This window comes from Pseudomonas sp. LB1P83, assembly GCF_054897885.1.
The window spans coordinates 5,019,455-5,036,566 of record NZ_CM142709.1; the positions used below are offsets into that span (position 1 = coordinate 5,019,455).

At 59.4% G+C, this 17,112-nt stretch carries 19 protein-coding genes; 12 read left to right on the forward strand and 7 right to left on the reverse strand.

The features are described 5' to 3' along the window. Positions 1–68: 68 nt before the first annotated feature. From ACYZTY_RS22930 to ACYZTY_RS22940, 3 genes are read right to left on the reverse strand one after another with little or no spacing between them, the layout of a single operon-like run. Entirely contained in the window at positions 69–437 is a 369-nt protein-coding gene (locus ACYZTY_RS22930) for a PH domain-containing protein (protein WP_131059399.1), read from the reverse strand. Positions 438–465: 28 nt separating this feature from the next. Further along, the gene (locus tag ACYZTY_RS22935) at positions 466–1,806 is read right to left on the reverse strand and encodes a sensor histidine kinase (RefSeq protein WP_461955602.1); all 1,341 of its coding nucleotides are present in this window, start codon (positions 1,804–1,806) and stop codon (positions 466–468) included. Then, on the reverse strand, positions 1,803–2,513 hold the full coding sequence (locus ACYZTY_RS22940) for a response regulator (protein WP_461955603.1): 711 nt from the start codon (positions 2,511–2,513) through the stop codon (positions 1,803–1,805). The genes ACYZTY_RS22935 and ACYZTY_RS22940 overlap by 4 nt, the downstream gene beginning before the upstream one ends. Before the next feature lie 168 nt (positions 2,514–2,681). On the opposite strand from ACYZTY_RS22940, the gene ACYZTY_RS22945 reads away from it, so the two are divergent. The 6 genes from ACYZTY_RS22945 (at position 2,682) to ACYZTY_RS22970 (ending at position 7,058) form a co-directional block, all read left to right on the forward strand. Then, complete coding sequence (locus tag ACYZTY_RS22945) at positions 2,682–3,473, forward strand: MlaA family lipoprotein (protein WP_461955604.1); 792 nt, start codon at positions 2,682–2,684, stop codon at positions 3,471–3,473. Continuing rightward, complete coding sequence (locus ACYZTY_RS22950; protein WP_461955605.1) at positions 3,463–3,726, forward strand: hypothetical protein; 264 nt, start codon at positions 3,463–3,465, stop codon at positions 3,724–3,726. Before ACYZTY_RS22945 ends, ACYZTY_RS22950 begins: the two co-directional genes overlap by 11 nt. 105 nt (positions 3,727–3,831) lie before the next feature. After that, positions 3,832–4,191 (forward strand): hypothetical protein, encoded by a 360-nt coding sequence (locus tag ACYZTY_RS22955; RefSeq protein ID WP_461955606.1) that lies wholly within the window; start codon positions 3,832–3,834, stop codon positions 4,189–4,191. A 127-nt stretch (positions 4,192–4,318) separates the two neighbouring features. After that, a complete protein-coding gene (locus ACYZTY_RS22960; protein ID WP_461955607.1) occupies positions 4,319–6,241 on the forward strand; it encodes an alkaline phosphatase D family protein in 1,923 nt (640 codons plus the stop codon). Between the two features lie 14 nt (positions 6,242–6,255). Next, positions 6,256–6,744: a P-loop NTPase family protein gene (locus tag ACYZTY_RS22965; RefSeq protein ID WP_461955608.1), complete on the forward strand. Its 489-nt coding sequence runs from the start codon at positions 6,256–6,258 to the stop codon at positions 6,742–6,744. 113 nt (positions 6,745–6,857) lie between these two features. Next, positions 6,858–7,058, forward strand: a complete 201-nt coding sequence (locus ACYZTY_RS22970) for a type II toxin-antitoxin system Phd/YefM family antitoxin (RefSeq protein ID WP_461955609.1) — start codon at positions 6,858–6,860, stop codon at positions 7,056–7,058. Positions 7,059–7,110: 52 nt separating this feature from the next. Here ACYZTY_RS22970 and ACYZTY_RS22975 read toward each other — a convergent pair whose 3' ends face one another. Continuing rightward, on the reverse strand, positions 7,111–8,286 hold the full coding sequence (locus ACYZTY_RS22975; protein WP_461955610.1) for an acetylornithine/succinylornithine family transaminase: 1,176 nt from the start codon (positions 8,284–8,286) through the stop codon (positions 7,111–7,113). A 102-nt stretch (positions 8,287–8,388) separates the two neighbouring features. On the opposite strand from ACYZTY_RS22975, the gene ACYZTY_RS22980 reads away from it, so the two are divergent. The 3 genes from ACYZTY_RS22980 to ACYZTY_RS22990 all read left to right on the forward strand — a co-directional run bounded on the left by ACYZTY_RS22980 (position 8,389) and on the right by ACYZTY_RS22990 (position 10,781). After that, positions 8,389–9,294 carry a LysR family transcriptional regulator gene (locus ACYZTY_RS22980; protein WP_461955611.1) on the forward strand — a complete coding sequence of 302 codons (906 nt, stop codon included), beginning with the start codon at positions 8,389–8,391 and terminating at the stop codon, positions 9,292–9,294. A 72-nt stretch (positions 9,295–9,366) separates the two neighbouring features. Further along, positions 9,367–10,380, forward strand: coding sequence for a sensor domain-containing diguanylate cyclase (locus ACYZTY_RS22985; protein ID WP_461955612.1), 1,014 nt, complete (start codon positions 9,367–9,369; stop codon positions 10,378–10,380). Continuing rightward, complete coding sequence (locus ACYZTY_RS22990; RefSeq protein ID WP_461955613.1) at positions 10,377–10,781, forward strand: GNAT family N-acetyltransferase; 405 nt, start codon at positions 10,377–10,379, stop codon at positions 10,779–10,781. The genes ACYZTY_RS22985 and ACYZTY_RS22990 overlap by 4 nt, the downstream gene beginning before the upstream one ends. A 12-nt stretch (positions 10,782–10,793) precedes the next feature. On the opposite strand, the gene msrA is transcribed toward ACYZTY_RS22990, so the two are convergent. The 3 genes from msrA to msrB are packed head-to-tail and all read right to left on the reverse strand — an operon-like array spanning position 10,794 to position 13,858. After that, positions 10,794–11,501 (reverse strand): peptide-methionine (S)-S-oxide reductase MsrA, encoded by a 708-nt coding sequence (gene msrA / locus ACYZTY_RS22995; RefSeq protein WP_461955614.1) that lies wholly within the window; start codon positions 11,499–11,501, stop codon positions 10,794–10,796. A 31-nt stretch (positions 11,502–11,532) separates the two neighbouring features. Next, positions 11,533–13,296 (reverse strand): cytochrome c biogenesis protein DipZ, encoded by a 1,764-nt coding sequence (locus ACYZTY_RS23000; RefSeq protein ID WP_461955615.1) that lies wholly within the window; start codon positions 13,294–13,296, stop codon positions 11,533–11,535. Between the two features lie 43 nt (positions 13,297–13,339). Beyond that, a complete protein-coding gene (gene msrB / locus ACYZTY_RS23005) occupies positions 13,340–13,858 on the reverse strand; it encodes a peptide-methionine (R)-S-oxide reductase MsrB (RefSeq protein WP_461955616.1) in 519 nt (172 codons plus the stop codon). 152 nt (positions 13,859–14,010) lie between these two features. On the opposite strand from msrB, the gene ACYZTY_RS23010 reads away from it, so the two are divergent. From ACYZTY_RS23010 to ACYZTY_RS23020, 3 genes are read left to right on the forward strand one after another with little or no spacing between them, the layout of a single operon-like run. Continuing rightward, positions 14,011–14,727 carry a response regulator transcription factor gene (locus ACYZTY_RS23010; protein ID WP_461955617.1) on the forward strand — a complete coding sequence of 239 codons (717 nt, stop codon included), beginning with the start codon at positions 14,011–14,013 and terminating at the stop codon, positions 14,725–14,727. Then, a complete protein-coding gene (locus ACYZTY_RS23015; protein ID WP_461955618.1) occupies positions 14,724–16,241 on the forward strand; it encodes a HAMP domain-containing sensor histidine kinase in 1,518 nt (505 codons plus the stop codon). Before ACYZTY_RS23010 ends, ACYZTY_RS23015 begins: the two co-directional genes overlap by 4 nt. Before the next feature lie 53 nt (positions 16,242–16,294). After that, a complete protein-coding gene (locus ACYZTY_RS23020) occupies positions 16,295–17,038 on the forward strand; it encodes a DUF72 domain-containing protein (RefSeq protein WP_461955619.1) in 744 nt (247 codons plus the stop codon). Positions 17,039–17,112 lie beyond the last annotated feature (74 nt).

Genomic DNA, 17,112 nt, shown 5'->3' on the forward strand with positions numbered 1-17,112 from the left:
CAGTCAGCACTTATGCTGAATGTACGGCCCTCATCGCGAGCAGGCTCACTCCCACAGGGGTTATGTGTTCAGAGCAAATGTTGAGAGATCAGCTTCGAGATCTCCACCATCGATGTCCTGCCGGTAAATTCAAACTTCACCTTCCCCAACGACGAAAAGTAAATCTCCAACTCCGAATCCAGATCAAACGTCCCGGACGTTTCCACCGAATACGCCACGATGTTTTTGTACGGCAACGAGGTGAAGTCTTTCTTGCTGCCAGTAAGGCCCTGCACGTTCACCGCGATGATCCGCTTGTTGGTAAACACCACGCCATCGCGCATGGATTTGTAGGAGTCGATCACCTGCTCCCCATCCAATAACAGCGAAGTAACGCGTTCGGCGTATTCATCGTTTTGCTTGAGTTTGAAGAAGCCTTTGTTGTTGAAATCAATCATCTGCCAATCCCTGTTTTCAAATGAACCTCTAAGCCGGATGCACGGGCAACACAACCAATGCCTCCAACCCGCCCTTCGACCGATTACGCAGCTTCAGTTCGCCGCCATGCTCCAACACAATAGCCCGCGCCGCCGATAAACCTAACCCGACTCCCCCGGTACTTTTGTTACGCGATCCTTCCAGGCGAAAGAACGGCGTGAATACCTGTTCAAGACTCGACTCAGGAATCCCCGGCCCACGATCCAGTACTTTGATCCGCACTTCCCCACTATCCGGAATCAGTTCAATCGCCGGCTCACTGGCGTACTTGATCGCGTTATCGAGCAAATTGGTCATCACCCGCTTAAGCCCCAACGGTCGCCCGAAATACACCAGTCGCAGCGGCCCGCTGAACGCAATGTCGACACCCTGATCCCGATAATCATCCAGCAACGTTTGCAGCAACTCCGCCAGATCAAACTGGGTCGCCGGCTCAAGCCGGGCATCATCCCGGAAGAACTCCAGCGCCGAATTGATCATCGCCTGCATTTCATCCACATCACGAAACAGCCGCTGCTGTTGCTCGCTGTCTTCGATGAATTCCCCGCGCAAGCGCATCCGTGTCAGGGGCGCGCGCAGGTCATGGGAGATCGCGGCGAGCATTTGCGTGCGGTCGCGGATGAAGTGTTGCAACTGGGCCTGCATGGCGTTGAAGGCGAGAATCGCCTGACGAATTTCCTGTGGGCCGACGGGCTCGATAGGCGGGGCGCGAAAGTCCGTGCCGAAACGCCGGGCGCCGTCGGCGAAGTGTTGCAAGGGTGTGGCGAGGCGGCGAGTGGCGATCAGTGTGACGAGGGTGGTAGAGATGAGTACCAACAAGATGACGATCAGGTAGCGTGGCGTATCGTCGAGGCCCCAATTGCGCGAGTGTGCGGCGAACATCAGCCAGGAGGCGTCCGGCAACTCGATCAGCAGCGCGTAATGCGCGTCCGCCGAGTTTTCCGTCCAGTCGGCCGGCTCATAGACCTGGATTCGACCGGCGAATTTGAGCAACGGCTGCAGAACGGTCGAGCCGACTTCGGAATCCAGATCCTCCACCGTCGGAAGGTTGAGCTCGCGCCGATCAAGGTGCCAACTGACGGTGAAGCCTTCATCGCTGACGGATTGTGCCAGTTGGCTGCGCAGTGGTGCCGGGGCGGCCTGGATGATGCGGGTGATGGCGGCCATTTTATCCAGCAACCCGGTTTCGGTCAGCGGCGGGCGCGCCCACACGCCGGCCAGTTGGATAAACAGCCCGTTGAGCGCCAGTGAAATGAGCATCGCCAGAATGATCGTCAAGGCGATCCAGCGCGCCACCGTGTCCCGGCGAATTCGCTTCAGCCAGCTCATCGCCGGGTCACGCTGGGGGTGAACAGGTAGCCGCCATTGCGTACGGTGCGAATCATCGCCGGGCGTTTGCTGTCGGATTCGAGTTTGCGCCGCAGCCGGCTGACTTGCACGTCGATGCTGCGATCGAACGCGTCATGGCAATGCCCGCGCGCCAGGTCCAGCAGTTGTTCGCGGGTGAGGATGCGCTGGGGGTGTTCGACGAAGACCAGCAGCAAGTCGAACTCGCCGGCCGAGAGCGGGATCATCACGTTGTCTGGCGAGCGCAGTTCACGGCGCGTGACGTCCAGATGCCATTCGGCGAAGTCGATCAGCGGCCGTGGGCGCTCCTGCACTACCGGGCGGCGCTCGTCCACACGGCGCAACACGGCGCGCACTCGGGCCAGCAACTCACGGGCGTCGAAGGGTTTGGTCAGGTAGTCATCGGCGCCGAGTTCGAGGCCGACGACCCGGTCACTGAGTTCGCCCATGGCGGTCAGCATGATCACTGGCATAGCGTAGCGAATCCGCAGTTGCTGACACAGGATCAGCCCGCTGTCCCCCGGCAACATCACATCAAGAATGATCAGGTCAGGCGGCTGTCGCTCGATGGCCGCCCACAGCGACGCGCCGTCGGTGGCGACTGCGACGCTGTAGCCGTGCTGCACGAAGAATTTTTTCAGCAGATCAAGGACCTCAAGGTCATCGTCCACAATTAAAAGGCTGTTCACCGAAGGTCACTTGAGGGGGCGAATGGAACCGTCATCTAAAACCATTCAGGGCGGCGCGTCATATATTTCAATCCTGCAATGAAACGTCAGCGCCGCAATAAACCAGACATCTTTGCGCAAGGCTCGGGGTTCAGCATCTCGGTGAATTCCTTCCCGAGACTCGCGTCCATGCTGCCTTTCAAATGTGCTCCCTGGCTGGCCCGCAACACTTCGATCGCCGTATTCGCCGCAGGGCTGGCGGGTTGCAGCAGCCAACCGCCTTCGTCCGCCATCGTGACCTGCGCCGAAATCAGCTACTCGGTGTACGACCCGGCGGAACCGTTCAACCGCGGCATCTTCGCGTTCAATCGGGTGGTCGACGACTACGCCCTGGCGCCGGTCGCTCGCGGCTATCGCTACTTGCCGGACTTTTTCCAGACGGGTGTGCATAACTTTGTGGCGAACTTTGGTGAGCCGAAGGTCTTTATCAATGACCTGCTGCAAGGCAACCCGATGCGCTCGGTCAACACCCTGGGGCGTTTTGCGCTGAACACCACGGTCGGCGTGGTGGGGTTGATCGATGTCTCCGGCATGGCCGGCATCCCGCGTCACGACGCGGACTTTGGCCAGACGTTTGGCGTGTGGGGCATCGGCAACGGTCCGATCGTCGAGCTGCCAGTGTTCGGCACTTCAAACAGCCGCGACGCCGCCGGGCGAGTGCTGAGTTTTGTGGTCGATCCGTTCGGCAGCAACAGCGATACCGTCGACACGCTGTCCACCATCAACACGGTCGGCGGCATCGTCGATGGTCGAGCAGAAGCGTTACCGCTGACCGACAGCCTGCAAAAACTGCCGGATTATTACAGCGCTCTGCGCAATGTGGTCGCCGAGCATCGAGCCGCTTACGTGGTTGATGGCAAACAAGGCTCGTCGCAGAACACCAAACCTCAATGCACAGGAGCACCGGCCGATGGTTTCTGAAGGCAATAACCTGATTCTGCAACAACGGATGATCCGGGACGACGCAGCCAATCTGCACTGCCGGGAAATCACCCTGCGCCTGTCGCCAGACTGCCGCCAACTGGTGCTCAGCCGCTACACCGAACACTACGGCCCGGCGGTGGTGCGCTGGATCGAGCGCAGTCATACGGTGTCGGTGAGCGAGTTGTTTCGCTGGCTCGTGGCCAATGGGAAAACCAGTGTCATAACAGCGGACAGCCTTTCGCTGCCTTGATGAATCACCCGTCTCACTTCAACACCACGCCACTGATTTGCTATCGTGCACGCCATCGCCTCACCTCAAAGAACAATGGAAGCCATTGTTAACAAGGAAGAATGAATGGTCCTCTTCGCAATATTGGTGTTCCTCGCTGCGTCGGCGGGGATCTGGTTCTGGATAGTGAGGAACCGTGGCAGCTTCAATCTGTGGTTCGCCAACCTGGCAGGTGCTCTGGCCAGTTTTATTGTCGCCACGATCGTGCTGGTGTTCGCGAGCCCCGTTGAGACAGAAGTACGACCCGCTGTCATTCTTTATACGATCATGTCGATCCTTGGCGTCTTCATCGGGACATGGCTCTTCGTAGTCGCCAGGTTCAAGCAGGATGAGTATCCGGTCGGGCGTCATTTGATCGCCGGAACTGGCAGTCTGGTGACGGCATTCCTCACGTTTGTGATATGCGCACTGATCTTTAATGGCTAATGAGTACTGCCCAGCCCTTCACCCTTCGACGGCACACCTTTAGCAGCAAGCCAGTGGCCATCAGATAACCCTGGACGCTGGCTGCGCTATCATCGCGCGCTCTGTGCACCAAGAGTCTTGAACCTGCATGCCCATGTCTTCGCCATTCCCCGACGGCCACCGCTCTCTACCACCGGTCCTCGCCGGCCCGCTGTTGCGGCGCCTGGAGCCCACGCGCCTGGTGCTCTGGCTGGTGGGAACCCGGACCTTATCGCTGACATTACGCCTGCAAGGTGTCGGCGACATTCGCCTCGACGCCGGGCAATGCACAGTCATCCCGGTTGGCCGTCATGCCTTCGTTCATCTGATCGATGTGCCGCTGACGACCGCCCTGCCCTGCGACACCCAGATCGACTATGACCTGCTGATTGATGACGCGGCGACCGGTATTGCCGACTGGGCGCCACATCTTCTGTACGGCGAAGCGCGTTGCCCGAACTTTGTTTTGCGTTCGCGCATCGATCAGTTGCTGCACGGTTCCTGCCGCAAACCTCACCACCCGGCAGCCGATGGTTTGCTGTGCGTCGATCGTTTTCTGGCGACAGCGCCTGCCGCGACAGAGCGCCCGGCCCTGCTGATGATGAGCGGCGATCAGGTGTACGCCGATGATGTCGCCGGCCCGATGTTGCGGGCGATTCATGCCCTGATCGCACAACTGGGGCTGTTCGAAGAACACCTCGAAGGGGCGGTGGTCAGCGACAGCGCCAAACTCTACGAGCACCCGGCCAGTTACTACCATCGTGCGGATTTGTTACCGGCGCTTGAGAGCAACAAAACCTTGCGCGAGCGATTTTTCGGCGGTGCGCGCAAGCCGATTTTCACCAGCAGCAGTGCCGACAACCATCTGGTGACGTTCGCCGAAGTCATGGCCATGTACCTGCTGGTCTGGTCGCCGACACCCTGGACACTGATCGCGCCACAACCACCGGTGCTGACGCCCGAAAGACGCAAACGTTATGCCCTTGAACAAACGCGCATCGATGACTTCAAGGCCGGTCTGGGGGGTGTCGGACGGGCGATGGCGCACCTGCCGTGCCTGATGATTTTCGACGACCATGACATCACCGATGACTGGAATCTTTCCGCGCAATGGGAAGAAACGGCCTACGGCCACCCGTTCTCCAAGCGCATCATCGGCAACGCGCTGCTCGCCTACATGCTGTGCCAGGGCTGGGGCAACAACCCGGATGCGTTCGTCGGTGTCGTGGAAAAAACCCGTTTGTTGAGTGCCACGGGGCACGACCATTATCTCGACCGCGACGTCCAGGACGAGCTGATCGATGAGCTGCTCGGTTTTCAACACTGGCATTACGTGCTGCCCACGACACCGGCGCTGGTCGTCATCGACACCCGCACCCGACGCTGGCGCAGCGAGATGAACCTCAAGCAACCCTCGGGTCTGCTGGACTGGGAGGCGCTCAGCGAGCTGCAACAGGAACTGCTCGATCACCCGTCGGCGATCATCGTTTCGCCGGCGCCGATCTTCGGCGTCAAACTGATCGAAACCGTACAAAAAGTGTTCAGTTGGTGCGGTTATCCGCTGCTGGTCGACGCGGAAAACTGGATGGCCCATCGCGGCGCGGCCCAGGTCATCCTGAACATTTTCCGACACTCGCGGACACCCGGTAACTACGTGGTGCTGTCAGGTGATGTGCATTATTCCTTCGTCTACGAAGTGCTGATCCGACACCGCAAGGCCGGCCCGCGAATCTGGCAGATCACCAGCAGCGGCATCAAAAACGAATTCCCACCCTCGCTGCTCGAATGGTTCGACCGCCTCAACCGCTGGCTCTACTCACCGCGCTCGCCGCTCAACTGGCTGACCAAACGCCGTCGCATGCGCATCATCCCGCACATCCCTGAACATGCTGAAGCAGGTGAACGGCTGTGGAATTCGGCGGGGATCGGCCAGGTGTTCTTCAATGAGAAAGGACAACCCCAGGAAATTTATCAGCACAACTCAAACGGTGCGCCGAAGACGCGGATGGTTGCGCCTGAGAATGACGACTGAAAGTGTGAGTCACCATGAACCTCACCCGAACCCTGATCATCGGCAACTCTGGCTCAGGCAAAAGCTGGCTGGCTGAACGATTGGCTGAACAACTTCACGTGCCGTGGACCGATCTTGATCAGGTTCACTGGGCGTCAGACGAACGCAGCATCGCCCGCCCTCGCGCCGAAGCATTGGGCATGGCGCGGGTGCTGGCCGATGAAGAGTGCTGGGTGATCGAAGGTGTTTACGGCTGGATTGTCCGCGAAGTTATCCACAGAGCAACAGCGCTTGTCTGGCTGTGTGTTGACGACGAAATCTGCGTTGCCAATGTTCGCCTGCGAGAAAACAGACCAGACAACGACGGGTTGCTGATAGCGTTGCTGGAATGGGCTGGCAGTTATCGGGTTCGCGAAGACTCCAGTGGGTTTTCCGCACACCGACAACTGTTCGAAGGATTCAGCGGTTCAAAAATAAAACTTATGAGTCGAAGTGAAATTTTGGCCTTCGTGAACACTCTGTAGCGTCCCGATTCATCTCACGGGCAAATCGGATCGGGATTACATCTGACTCGGAAACATCCCTTGGCTAGTCGATGGATACTCAGCATCCGGCGCTATCAAACTGAGAGAAACCAATGCAAACCGTCAAGCACTCAGCAAATCGCAAAAAAAGTGGAAAGATCGCGCTGGCCGGCTCCGAAGCACCCGATGAAACAACTTATCTTCTGAGTTCCGCAGCCAACGCTGAACGTCTACTCAAGTCGATTGATAATCTTCGTGCAGGACAAACCTCTGCAAGACGACTGATTACGCTGGCGGAGATTCAGACCCTGTAGGAACTGTCGAAGGCTCGGTGCACGCTCGGCAATTCCCACAGAGATACATATTTCAGGCTGCGCTCACTGCCCGACAAACCCCTCTGACAATCATCTCCACTTCCCGCTCATCAATCGTCAACGGCGGCAGCAGGCGAATGGTCTTGCCGCGAGTCACGTTGATCAGCAAGCCGTGATCCCGTGCGGCGATCAGGGTCAGGTCGCGGATCGGCTGTTTGAGTTCGATGCCGATCATCAAGCCTTGGCCACGAATCGCCAGGACGTTCGGGTCGTCCGCCAGTTCGGTGCGCAGTCTGGCCAGCAGGCGTTCGCCCTGGAGTCTGGCGTTTTCCAGCAGGCCCTGTTCTTCGATAATGTCCAGCACCGTGCAGCCGACCCGGCACGCCAGCGGATTGCCGCCGAAGGTGCTGCCATGGCTGCCGGGGGTGAACAGATCGGCGGCTTTGCCTCTAGCCAGGCAAGCGCCGATGGGGATGCCGTTGCCGAGGCCCTTGGCCAGGCTCATGACGTCCGGGACGATGCCTTCGTGCTGGAAGGCGAACCAATGGCCGGTACGACCGATGCCGGTCTGGATTTCGTCGAGCATCATCAGCCAGCCGCGCCGGTTGCACAGTTCGCGTACGGCTTTCAGGTAACTGGCAGGCGCTAACTGGACGCCGCTTTCACCCTGAATCGGTTCCATCAGAATCGCCACGATGCGCGGGCCATGGGCTTGCTGCACCTTTTCCAGCGCGTTGAGGTCGCCGAAGGGCACTTTGACGAAGTCGCCGGGCAACTCATTGAATCCCAGACGCACGGCCGGGCCGTCGCTGGCGGACAAGGTGCCCAATGTCCGGCCGTGGAAGGCGTTTTCCATGACCACCACCAGCGGCTGATCGACGCCTTTGTGCCAGCCGTAAAGCCGCGCAAGTTTCAGCGCGGTTTCATTGGCTTCGGCACCGGAGTTGTTGAAAAACGCCCGCTCCATGCCCGCCAACTTCGTCAGTTTCTGCGCCAGCCGCTGTTGCCAGTCGATGCTGTAGAGGTTGGAGGTGTGCAGCAGCAGTCCGGCCTGCTCGCTGATCGCCGACACGATTTTGGGATGAGAGTGGCCAACGTTGGTCACCGCCACGCCCGCCACCGCATCCAGATACTCACGACCCGCCTGATCCCAAAGTCGGGTGCCCAGGCCTTTGCTGAAACTCAGGGCCAGAGGTTGGTAAGTGGTCATCAGGCAGGCGGCGGTCATGACATCAAGCTCCATCAATTGTCGGTGTTTTTGCAGTATGGTTAGCCACCTGAGTTGGATAAACGCTGTAACACTTCAATCATCTTAAAGCTGAGCTTGATAATGGATCTGTTCCAGGCAATGACGGTTTACGTCAGAGTGGTAGAGGCTGGCAGCATGACGGCCGCCGCCCAGCAGTGCGAAATGTCCACGACCATGGTCGGCAATCACCTTCGCGCGCTGGAGCAACGTCTGGGTGTGCGCTTGTTGAACCGTACGACACGGCGTCAGCGACTGACGGAATTCGGCTCGGCTTATTACCAGCGCTGTCTGGAGGTGCTGGGATTGGTGGCCGATTCCGAACGTCTGGCCGAACAGAGCCATGACACGCCGAGCGGCACCTTGCGCATCACGGCTCCGCTGACCTTCGGCACTGAAAAGCTCGCGCCTGCGCTCAGCGAGTTCACCCTGCGTTACCCGCAAGTCAAACTGGACGTGGTGCTCACCAATGGACGGCCCGATCTTCTCGAAAACGGACTCGACGTGGCGTTTCGCCTGGGCGCGATTGAACCGTCCAACCTGATCGCCCGTCCGCTCATCGACTACACGCTGACCATGTGCGCCTCGAAGGACTATCTGGCACGCCGAGGCACACCAGAAAAACCCGAAGACCTGCAACATCATGACTGCTTGTCCTTTGCCTATCCGGTCGGCGATGACTGGCAATCCGTGGAAAAACAATGGCGCCTGAGCGGGCCGGAAGGCGAAGTGATGGTGGCGGTCAGAGGCCCAATGCTGATCAACAGTTCGGCCGGGCTGCATCAGGCCGCTCGAACCGGGATGGGTGTCGTGATGTTGCCCGACGCGTTGGTCGAGCAGGATTTGCTGGACGGAAAACTGGTGGCGTTGATGCAGAACTACCAACTGCCGAGCAGGCCGATGCACCTGGTGTACGCCCAGGATCGCTACCGCTTGCCGAAATTACGTCGCTTCGTCGACTTCGCCATGCAGTTGTGGGCCAAACACTAGCCGGGGCATTACGCCATGCACTAATCTCCCCAACTGACGGGTCACTTTGATATCAGTGCAGGGAGAGCGGTGATGGGTGAAGCATCGAATATCGAGCCGTTGAAATTCAATGTGTCGGATTTGAACGAGGACATGCTGCACACCATTCTGGAACTGGTCAGTGACGGCATTTGGGACTGGAACGCCAACACCGGGTTCGTCTACCGCAATCCCGGGTGGTACGAAATGCTCGGCTACGAAGTCCACTCCCTGGACAACACCGTGTTTACCTGGGAAAACGTGATTCACCCTGACGATTACCCTCGGGTGATGTCGGTGTTTGATGACTATCTGAATCATCGCGCGCCGGGCTATCAAGCCGAGTATCGCTGCCGCAAGAAGGACGGCAGTTATATCTGGATTGAAGATCGCGGTTACATACTGGCACGCAATGTCGACGGATCGGTGGCGCGAATGGTTGGCGCCCACCGCAGTATCGAAGACAAGAAACGCCTCTTCGAGGAGATGGAACGGCGCAATCAATCCCTTGAAGCTATCGTCGAAGAACGCACCCGGGAGTTGTCGCGGGTCAATCAGCAGTTGCAAATTCAGCTTGAAGAAAACCGCAAACTGGCGGAAACCGATGCGCTGACATCGATCGCCAATCGCTATCGCCTGGAAAAGGCCCTGCCCCAGGAATGCGACCGTGCCCAGCGCTTTCGGCAGCCGCTGTCACTGATCGCCATGGACATTGATGACTTCAAGAACATCAACGATTACTACGGCCATGCGCTGGGAGATGCGGCGTTGATTCAGGTCGTCGAGAGCGTGGAACGCAGCGTACGCGAAGGCGATCTATTGGCGCGCTGGGGCGGCGACGAGTTCATCCTCATCCTGCCCAATACTTCGCTGGCCGACGCCAGATCCATCGCCGAAAAAATCCGCCACGGCCTTTCAAATCTACCGCCTGTGGGAGAGTTTCACGTGACCATGAGTTTTGGCGTGGTTCAGCGCTTTGAAGAAGAGCAGCAGACCGGTCTTCTGGCCAGGGCGGATCAGGCGCTGTATCGGTCAAAGATTGCGGGCAAGAATGTGATTTCGGGATGAGTACCGTCTTGCATGTCCGCGATGTACTGGCCTCGGAAGTGGAATCCGTACGGCTTTTTCTTGAGCAGAACGGATGGGCTCACCGCCTGGGATCAACTGAACATTTTGCGCAGTTGATCGGCAACTCTCAACGTACTGCGCTTGCCGTGAAGGAAGCCCACATTGTCGGGTTTGCCCGTGGCATCACCGACGGTCTGTCCAACGGTTATCTGTCGATGGTTGTCGTGTCCGGACAGTATCGACGTGAAGGTATAGGCCGAGCGCTGGTCGAGCATGTCATGGGAGAGAACACTGACATCACCTGGGTTCTACGCGCGGGCCGCGAGGGCGCTTCGGAATTCTTTTCGCGCCTGGGCTTTGAAACGTCGAGCATCGCAATGGAGCGCCCACGCAGTCGATAGACAAACTGCGCTTCACATCCCCGCCTTCACCAGTACCGGTTTCTCCTGATAACGATCCGGATACAGCTGCTTGAGCGCCGCTACTTTCGGCAGGTCGTTGATCACGATGTACGGATACGTCGGGTGCTCGGTCAGGAAGTCCTGATGTTCCTCCTCCGCCGGGTAGAAACCGTTGTAGGTTTCCAGCTTGGTTACAATGGGCTTGTTGAACGAACGGGCGGCGTCGAGCTGGGCAATGTAGGCCTGGGCGACGCGCTGCTGTTCAGTGTTTGCAGGGAAAATCGCCGACCGATACTGCGTGCCGCTGTCAGGGCCCTGGCGGTTCAACTCTGTGGGGTTGTGAGCCACTGAGAAATAGATCTGCAGCAAGGTGCCGTAACTGACCTGCGACGGATCGAAGGTGACCTCGACCGATTCCGCATGACCGGTATCGCCATCGCTGACGCGCTCATACCGGGCAGTGTTCGCTTCACCGCCTGCGTAACCGGAGACGGCTTTTTTCACGCCTTTAACGTGCTGGAACACCCCTTGGACGCCCCAGAAGCAACCGCCGGCGAAGACTGCAGTTTCGCTGTGGGCCTGAGTGGTTTCATCCAGGGCAGGCGGCGGGATGATGACCGCCTCATCAGCGGCACCGAAAGAGAACGCCGAGCATTGGCTGATGACGCCGGCAGCCGCCAAACACAACAAGGTGCGGCGCCAGGTAAAAGTGGTTTTCATGAGTCTGACTCCTGAACAAATGAAAGGGCTATCAACCGAACGTAAAGGCATACGCCGATACACCCGGATCGAGAAACTCGATACTGAAGGTGCGGTCCGTCACGCCACCGTTCTGGCGCACCAATTGATACAGCCGTTGCTCGGTGACACTGCCGCTGCCATCGGGGGCCACGTCGGTACCGTGGGCATCGCCGGGGGCTTTTCCGTCAATCAGCACTTTGAAACGCACCGGTTTACCGTCTGCGCCGGGGCCCAGCACCAGGTGCAAATCGCGAGCATGGAAGCGGTAGACGATGCGGCTGGCCGGCGCACTTGAGGTCGCGTGTTCCGAACCGACGTTCCATTGACCGTCCAGCCCCCAATCGTTGAGTGCCAATTGCGACGGAGTGCTGTACGCCGACACCTTGTCTGGCACCAAACCTGTTTCAGGCACGAAGTGCTCCGCACGCTGGTAGCCGACATAGGTTTCCGGCGACTGGACTTCACTCATGTCCGGGGCGAGTTGAACTCCCGTGGCGTCAGCATTGATCAGCCCGTCGGCGACTTTTGTGGCACCTGCTTCACGCAGCAACTGCTGGATCACGCGCTCCGATTCGGCGTACTCGCCTTCACCGAAGTGGTGATAACGAATGCGCCCCTGCGCGTCGGCAAAATAGTGGGCCGGCCAGTATTCGTTGTTGAAAGCACGCCAGATCTTGTAGTCATTGTCGATCGCCACCGGATAGTTGATGCCCAGGTCCTTCATGGCTTTGGTGACATTGCCCACATCACGCTCGAAGGCGAATTCGGGCGCATGAACACCGATTACCACCAGGCCCTGATCGCGGTACTTCTCGGCCCAGGCTTTCACATACGGCAAGGTGCGCAGGCAGTTGATGCAGGAGTAAGTCCAGAAATCCACCAGCACGACTTTGCCCTTCAATGCCTGTGCGGTCAGAGGCGGTGAATTGAGCCACTGCACGGCGCCGTCCAGCGGCGGGAGGTTGCCTTCAATCGGCAATGAGCCCGGCGCTTTCGCCGACATTTTCATCGCCCCGCCAGCGGCCATCATCGCCCCGCTGTTGTTCGGTGACTTACCGGCCAACCGACCTACCAACGCCTGCTCGATGCCGCCAGTGGAAGCCGTCGAAACCCGCGCCAGAATCCCGGTGTCCAGCCCGAGGGCAATGGCTGCCACACCAGCCAACATCGCCGCGCCCAAACCTCGACGCACCCATTCACCCGCGCCAATCGAGCGCTTCATCGCCGCAAAGACTTTACCGCCCAGCAACAACGCTACGGCGAGCGAAGTTGCGGCACCCGCGGCGTAAGCCAGCAACAGCAACGTGGTTGCGATGCTTGCCCCTTGCAGCGCGGCCCCGGTCAGCACCAAGCCCAAAATCGGCCCGGCGCAAGGCGCCCAGAGCAGCCCCGTGGCGACGCCGATCAGGAACGAAGCGCCGGGACGCGGACGAGCATCGGCGCCCGCGGCTTCCGACAGTCGGCTGCCGGCCGCCACCAGCGGACGGGTCAGGTGCTCGGCCAATCGAGGCAGCAGCAACGTCAGCCCGAACAGTGCCACGAACAGCAACGCGAGCCAGCGACCGTACTGATTGACTTGCACCACCCAGCCGCCGCCCACCGCCGCCAACGAGGCGACGAGCGCGAAGGTCAGCGCCATCCCCGCCAGCAGCGGCAAGCCACTTTTCATAAACGGCTGCCCGGTGCGAGCGAAGACAAAGGGCAATACCGGCAGAATGCACGGGCTGACAATCGTCAGCACACCACCGAGATAAGCGAGAACCAGCAGCCACATAGCATCGACCTGCAAAAAGTGAGTGAAAGGAAGAGCCCATGGGTCACGCTGCCTGGGGCTCGAAGGTCATCGCCAGACCGTTCATGCAGTAACGCAGGCCGGTGGGCTTGGGCCCGTCGTCGAAGACATGGCCCAGATGACCACCGCATCGGCGGCAGTGGACTTCTTCACGCAGCACGCCGAAGGATCGGTCCTGGCGAGTCGCCACCGCCTTCTCCAGTGGTGCCCAGAAGCTGGGCCAACCGGTGCGGCTATCGAACTTCGTGTCGGAAGAAAACAACGGCAAATCACAACCGGCACAGGCGAAGGTCCCCTCGCGATGCTCGTTGTTCAGCGGGCTGCTGTAGGCGCGCTCGGTGCCCTCTTCCCGCAGGATTTCGTACTGCTCGGCGCTGAGCATGGCGCGCCATTCGCTGTCGCTGTGAGTCACCTCGAACACCTCCGACGCACTGGCGTCGCTGACCAGCGCAGTACGGGCGGCAAATTTTGGCAACACACCGATCACCAGGGCTGCAGCGCCCAGCCCGCCGCTCGCTACAAGAAACTGTCGCCGTGAAAACATGGCCTTCTCCAAAATTCCAGGTGCCTGATAGGGAACACAGCCTAGGCTTGGGTTGATCGCCAAATCCTCACGGGCAGTTAAACAATTCGTGATAACTCGCCCCGAGGAAAACCCGCACAATGTGCCCATTGCGCTACAAAGGATTGAGCTTTATGGAACAGACCAAACGTGTCCTGGTGGTCGAGGACGACCTGCACATCGCCGACCTTATCTGCCTGCATCTACGTGATGAGCAGTTCGAGGTGGTGCACTGCGCCGACGGTGATGAAGGCATGCGACTGCTGCAGCAAGGAAGCTGGGACGCACTGATCCTCGACCTGATGCTGCCCGGTGTCGACGGCCTGGAAATCTGCCGTCGGGCACGGGCCATGGCCCGCTACACACCGATCATCATCACCAGCGCCCGCTCCAGCGAGATGCACCGGATTCTGGGGCTGGAGCTCGGAGCCGACGATTACCTGGCCAAGCCTTTTTCCATGCTTGAACTGGTCGCACGGGTCAAAGCCCTGCTTCGACGAGTCGATGCCATGGCCCGCAACCTGAAAATGGACGCCGGCAGCCTGACCACCGACGGCCTGTCCATCGACCCGATCACCCGCGACGTCGCTCTCGACGGTCGTCGCCTGGACCTCACGCCGCGGGAGTTCGACCTGCTGTATTTCTTCGTCCGACAGCCTGGCAAGGTGTTCTCGCGGATGGACCTGCTCAACGCGGTCTGGGGCTACAGCCACGAAGGCTACGAACACACGGTCAACACCCATATCAACCGCCTGCGGGCCAAAATCGAAGCCGATCCGGCCCAACCTGCGCGCATCCTCACGGTGTGGGGTCGTGGCTACAAGTTCGCGGCCAAGGAGGAGCAGCCATGAGGCTGACCCTGACACAACGCCTTTCCCTGGTGTTCGCCCTCCTGTTGCTGGTGTGCTGTGGCACCTCGGCCTGGATGCAAGTGCGCTCCAACAAGATGCATGAACTGGAAGTGGTTCAAGGGCTGTCGCGCGATCTTGCCCAGCACATCGCCCGCGACACCGTGCTGATGGACACCAACGGCCTGATGCCCAATGCCGTGCGCGAATTGTTCAGCAAACTCATGCTGGTCAATCCCAGTGTCGAGGTCTATCTGCTCAATACCGAGGGGCAAATTGTCGGCAGCGCCGCCCCCGAAGGCCGGATACACCGGGAGCGGATTGATCTGGCACCCATCCAGCGTTTGCTCAAAGGCGATGCGCTGCCGATTCTCGGCGACGACCCACGCAGCGCCGACGGTCGCAAAGTGTTCAGCGCCGCGCCGTTGCAGGTCAACGGCAAACCGGAAGGCTACCTCTATGTGGTGTTACTCAGTGAAGAACACGACCGCTTCGCCGAACGCGGTGCCACCAGCGCCGCGCTCAATACCGCGCTGTTGTCCATCGGGTTGGTGGCGTTGTTGTGCCTGATCGCCGGCCTCACCGCATTTGCCCTGATCACCCGACCGTTGCGGCGATTGACCGAAAGGGTCAGCCAGTTCGACATCGACGGCGTCCCCTCCACACCGCCCGCATCGGACCCGGTAGAAAAGGCCTCGAGCCACGATGAAATAGCCGTACTCGACGCAGCTTTCCGTCAGATGCAAACCCGCCTCAGCGAACAATGGCGTTCGCTGACTCGCCAGGATCAGGAACGCCGCGAACTGGTGGCAAACATCTCCCACGACCTGCGCACACCGCTGGCTTCGCTGCACGGTTATCTGGAAACGCTATCGTTCAAAGACGCCACGCTGTCCCCCGCCGACCGTCGTCGCTATCTGGGCATCGCCCTGGATCAAAGCCGCAAGGTTGGCGGCCTGGCGCAATCACTGCTCGAATTGGTGCGGCTGGAACACGGTTTCGTGCAACCGGTGCTGGAGCGTTTTTCCCTGACCGATCTGGTGCAGGACATCTTCCAGAAATTCGAACTCACCGCCGAAGCGCGCCAGATCGAACTCAAGGCCACCTTCGCGCCTAACGTTTCAGCCGCCTGCGCCGACCTGGGGCTGATCGAGCGCGTGCTGACCAACCTGTTCGACAACGCCCTGCGCGATACCCCCCAGGGGGGCGAAATCGAACTGAGCCTGCGCCCTCAAGGGCCTTTTATCGAAGTTACCGTCAGCGACACCGGCCCCGGCATCGCTCCCCAATTGCGCGAAGGTTTGTTCCTGCGCCCGTTCAACATTGGCGGTGCCCGGCGTGATGGCGGGCTGGGGCTGCGGATCGTGCATCGGATCCTGCAGCTGCACGGTCGCGAGATCCAGTTGATCGACGTTCCGGGACGCGGTGCGACCTTCCGCTTCTCCTTGCCGGTGGATCAACAAACGGCAGAACAATGGGCCGTTCGCTCGATGGACCTGAATTCGATGGGGAAATAGCCTGGTTCCGGTGGTCACAGCTTTGAACCTGATGCTGAGGCGAGAAAACGCTGATGACTGCCACGACGCCCCTGTATACCGGCTGCGCCGGATGGAGCCTGCCCCGCGAACAGTGGAAGGCATTTCCCGCCGCAGGCACTCACCTGCAACGGTATGCGGCACAGTTGACGTGCGCGGAAATCAACAGCTCGTTTTATCGGCCTCACCGCCCGGCAACCTATACACGATGGGCCGAGAGTGTGCCGGAGGGCTTTCGGTTTTCAGTCAAAGTCCCGAAGCAGATCACCCACGAAGCTCGCTTGCTGAACTGTGAAACGTTGATCGATGACTTTATCGAGCAATGCTCCCATCTGGGCCAGAAGCTTGGGTGCCTGCTGATCCAGATCCCGCCCTCCTTTTCATTCGAAGTCAAAAATGCCGAAACCTTCTTCACCACCTTCCGTTCGCACTACAGAGGGTTTGCAGTGTTTGAACCCAGGCATGTCAGCTGGCAAACACCTGAGGCGCAGGCGCTACTGATTGAGCATCGAATTGGCCAAGTAGCTGCCGATCCTTCGCCGCTACCCAATGGCGATTTACCAGGTGCCTGGCAGGGCATCCGCTACTACCGACTGCACGGATCACCGCGAATCTACTACTCAAGTTACGAAATGCCATGGCTTGGGGAACTGGTTCAAAAGTTACAGACCCACGCCGACGACGCTCCCACCTGGTGCATCTTCGACAACACCGCCAGTGGCGCGGCGGCGACCAACGCGCTGGAACTTCAGCGAATGACATCTCCACGCCAAAAATGATGACCAACCGCCTGTTCATCCGTGACAACTCAGGTCAGGTCCAATAGATTAGGCGGCCTGAAAAGGCTCCGTGC

Excerpts from the sequence above, each read along its gene's own strand:
- ACYZTY_RS22930 (WP_131059399.1), bottom strand. The coding sequence starts at position 437 with ATGATTGATTTCAACAACAAAGGCTTCTTCAAACTCAAGCAAAACGAT.
- ACYZTY_RS22935 (WP_461955602.1), bottom strand. The coding sequence starts at position 1,806 with ATGAGCTGGCTGAAGCGAATTCGCCGGGACACGGTGGCGCGCTGGATC.
- ACYZTY_RS22945 (WP_461955604.1), top strand. The coding sequence starts at position 2,682 with ATGCTGCCTTTCAAATGTGCTCCCTGGCTGGCCCGCAACACTTCGATC.
- ACYZTY_RS22950 (WP_461955605.1), top strand. The coding sequence starts at position 3,463 with ATGGTTTCTGAAGGCAATAACCTGATTCTGCAACAACGGATGATCCGG.
- ACYZTY_RS22955 (WP_461955606.1), top strand. The coding sequence starts at position 3,832 with ATGGTCCTCTTCGCAATATTGGTGTTCCTCGCTGCGTCGGCGGGGATC.
- ACYZTY_RS22960 (WP_461955607.1), top strand. The coding sequence starts at position 4,319 with ATGCCCATGTCTTCGCCATTCCCCGACGGCCACCGCTCTCTACCACCG.
- ACYZTY_RS22965 (WP_461955608.1), top strand. The coding sequence starts at position 6,256 with ATGAACCTCACCCGAACCCTGATCATCGGCAACTCTGGCTCAGGCAAA.
- ACYZTY_RS22970 (WP_461955609.1), top strand. The coding sequence starts at position 6,858 with ATGCAAACCGTCAAGCACTCAGCAAATCGCAAAAAAAGTGGAAAGATC.
- ACYZTY_RS22975 (WP_461955610.1), bottom strand. The coding sequence starts at position 8,286 with ATGACCGCCGCCTGCCTGATGACCACTTACCAACCTCTGGCCCTGAGT.
- ACYZTY_RS22980 (WP_461955611.1), top strand. The coding sequence starts at position 8,389 with ATGGATCTGTTCCAGGCAATGACGGTTTACGTCAGAGTGGTAGAGGCT.
- ACYZTY_RS22985 (WP_461955612.1), top strand. The coding sequence starts at position 9,367 with ATGGGTGAAGCATCGAATATCGAGCCGTTGAAATTCAATGTGTCGGAT.
- ACYZTY_RS22990 (WP_461955613.1), top strand. The coding sequence starts at position 10,377 with ATGAGTACCGTCTTGCATGTCCGCGATGTACTGGCCTCGGAAGTGGAA.
- msrA (WP_461955614.1), bottom strand. The coding sequence starts at position 11,501 with ATGAAAACCACTTTTACCTGGCGCCGCACCTTGTTGTGTTTGGCGGCT.
- ACYZTY_RS23000 (WP_461955615.1), bottom strand. The coding sequence starts at position 13,296 with ATGTGGCTGCTGGTTCTCGCTTATCTCGGTGGTGTGCTGACGATTGTC.
- msrB (WP_461955616.1), bottom strand. The coding sequence starts at position 13,858 with ATGTTTTCACGGCGACAGTTTCTTGTAGCGAGCGGCGGGCTGGGCGCT.
- ACYZTY_RS23010 (WP_461955617.1), top strand. The coding sequence starts at position 14,011 with ATGGAACAGACCAAACGTGTCCTGGTGGTCGAGGACGACCTGCACATC.
- ACYZTY_RS23015 (WP_461955618.1), top strand. The coding sequence starts at position 14,724 with ATGAGGCTGACCCTGACACAACGCCTTTCCCTGGTGTTCGCCCTCCTG.
- ACYZTY_RS23020 (WP_461955619.1), top strand. The coding sequence starts at position 16,295 with ATGACTGCCACGACGCCCCTGTATACCGGCTGCGCCGGATGGAGCCTG.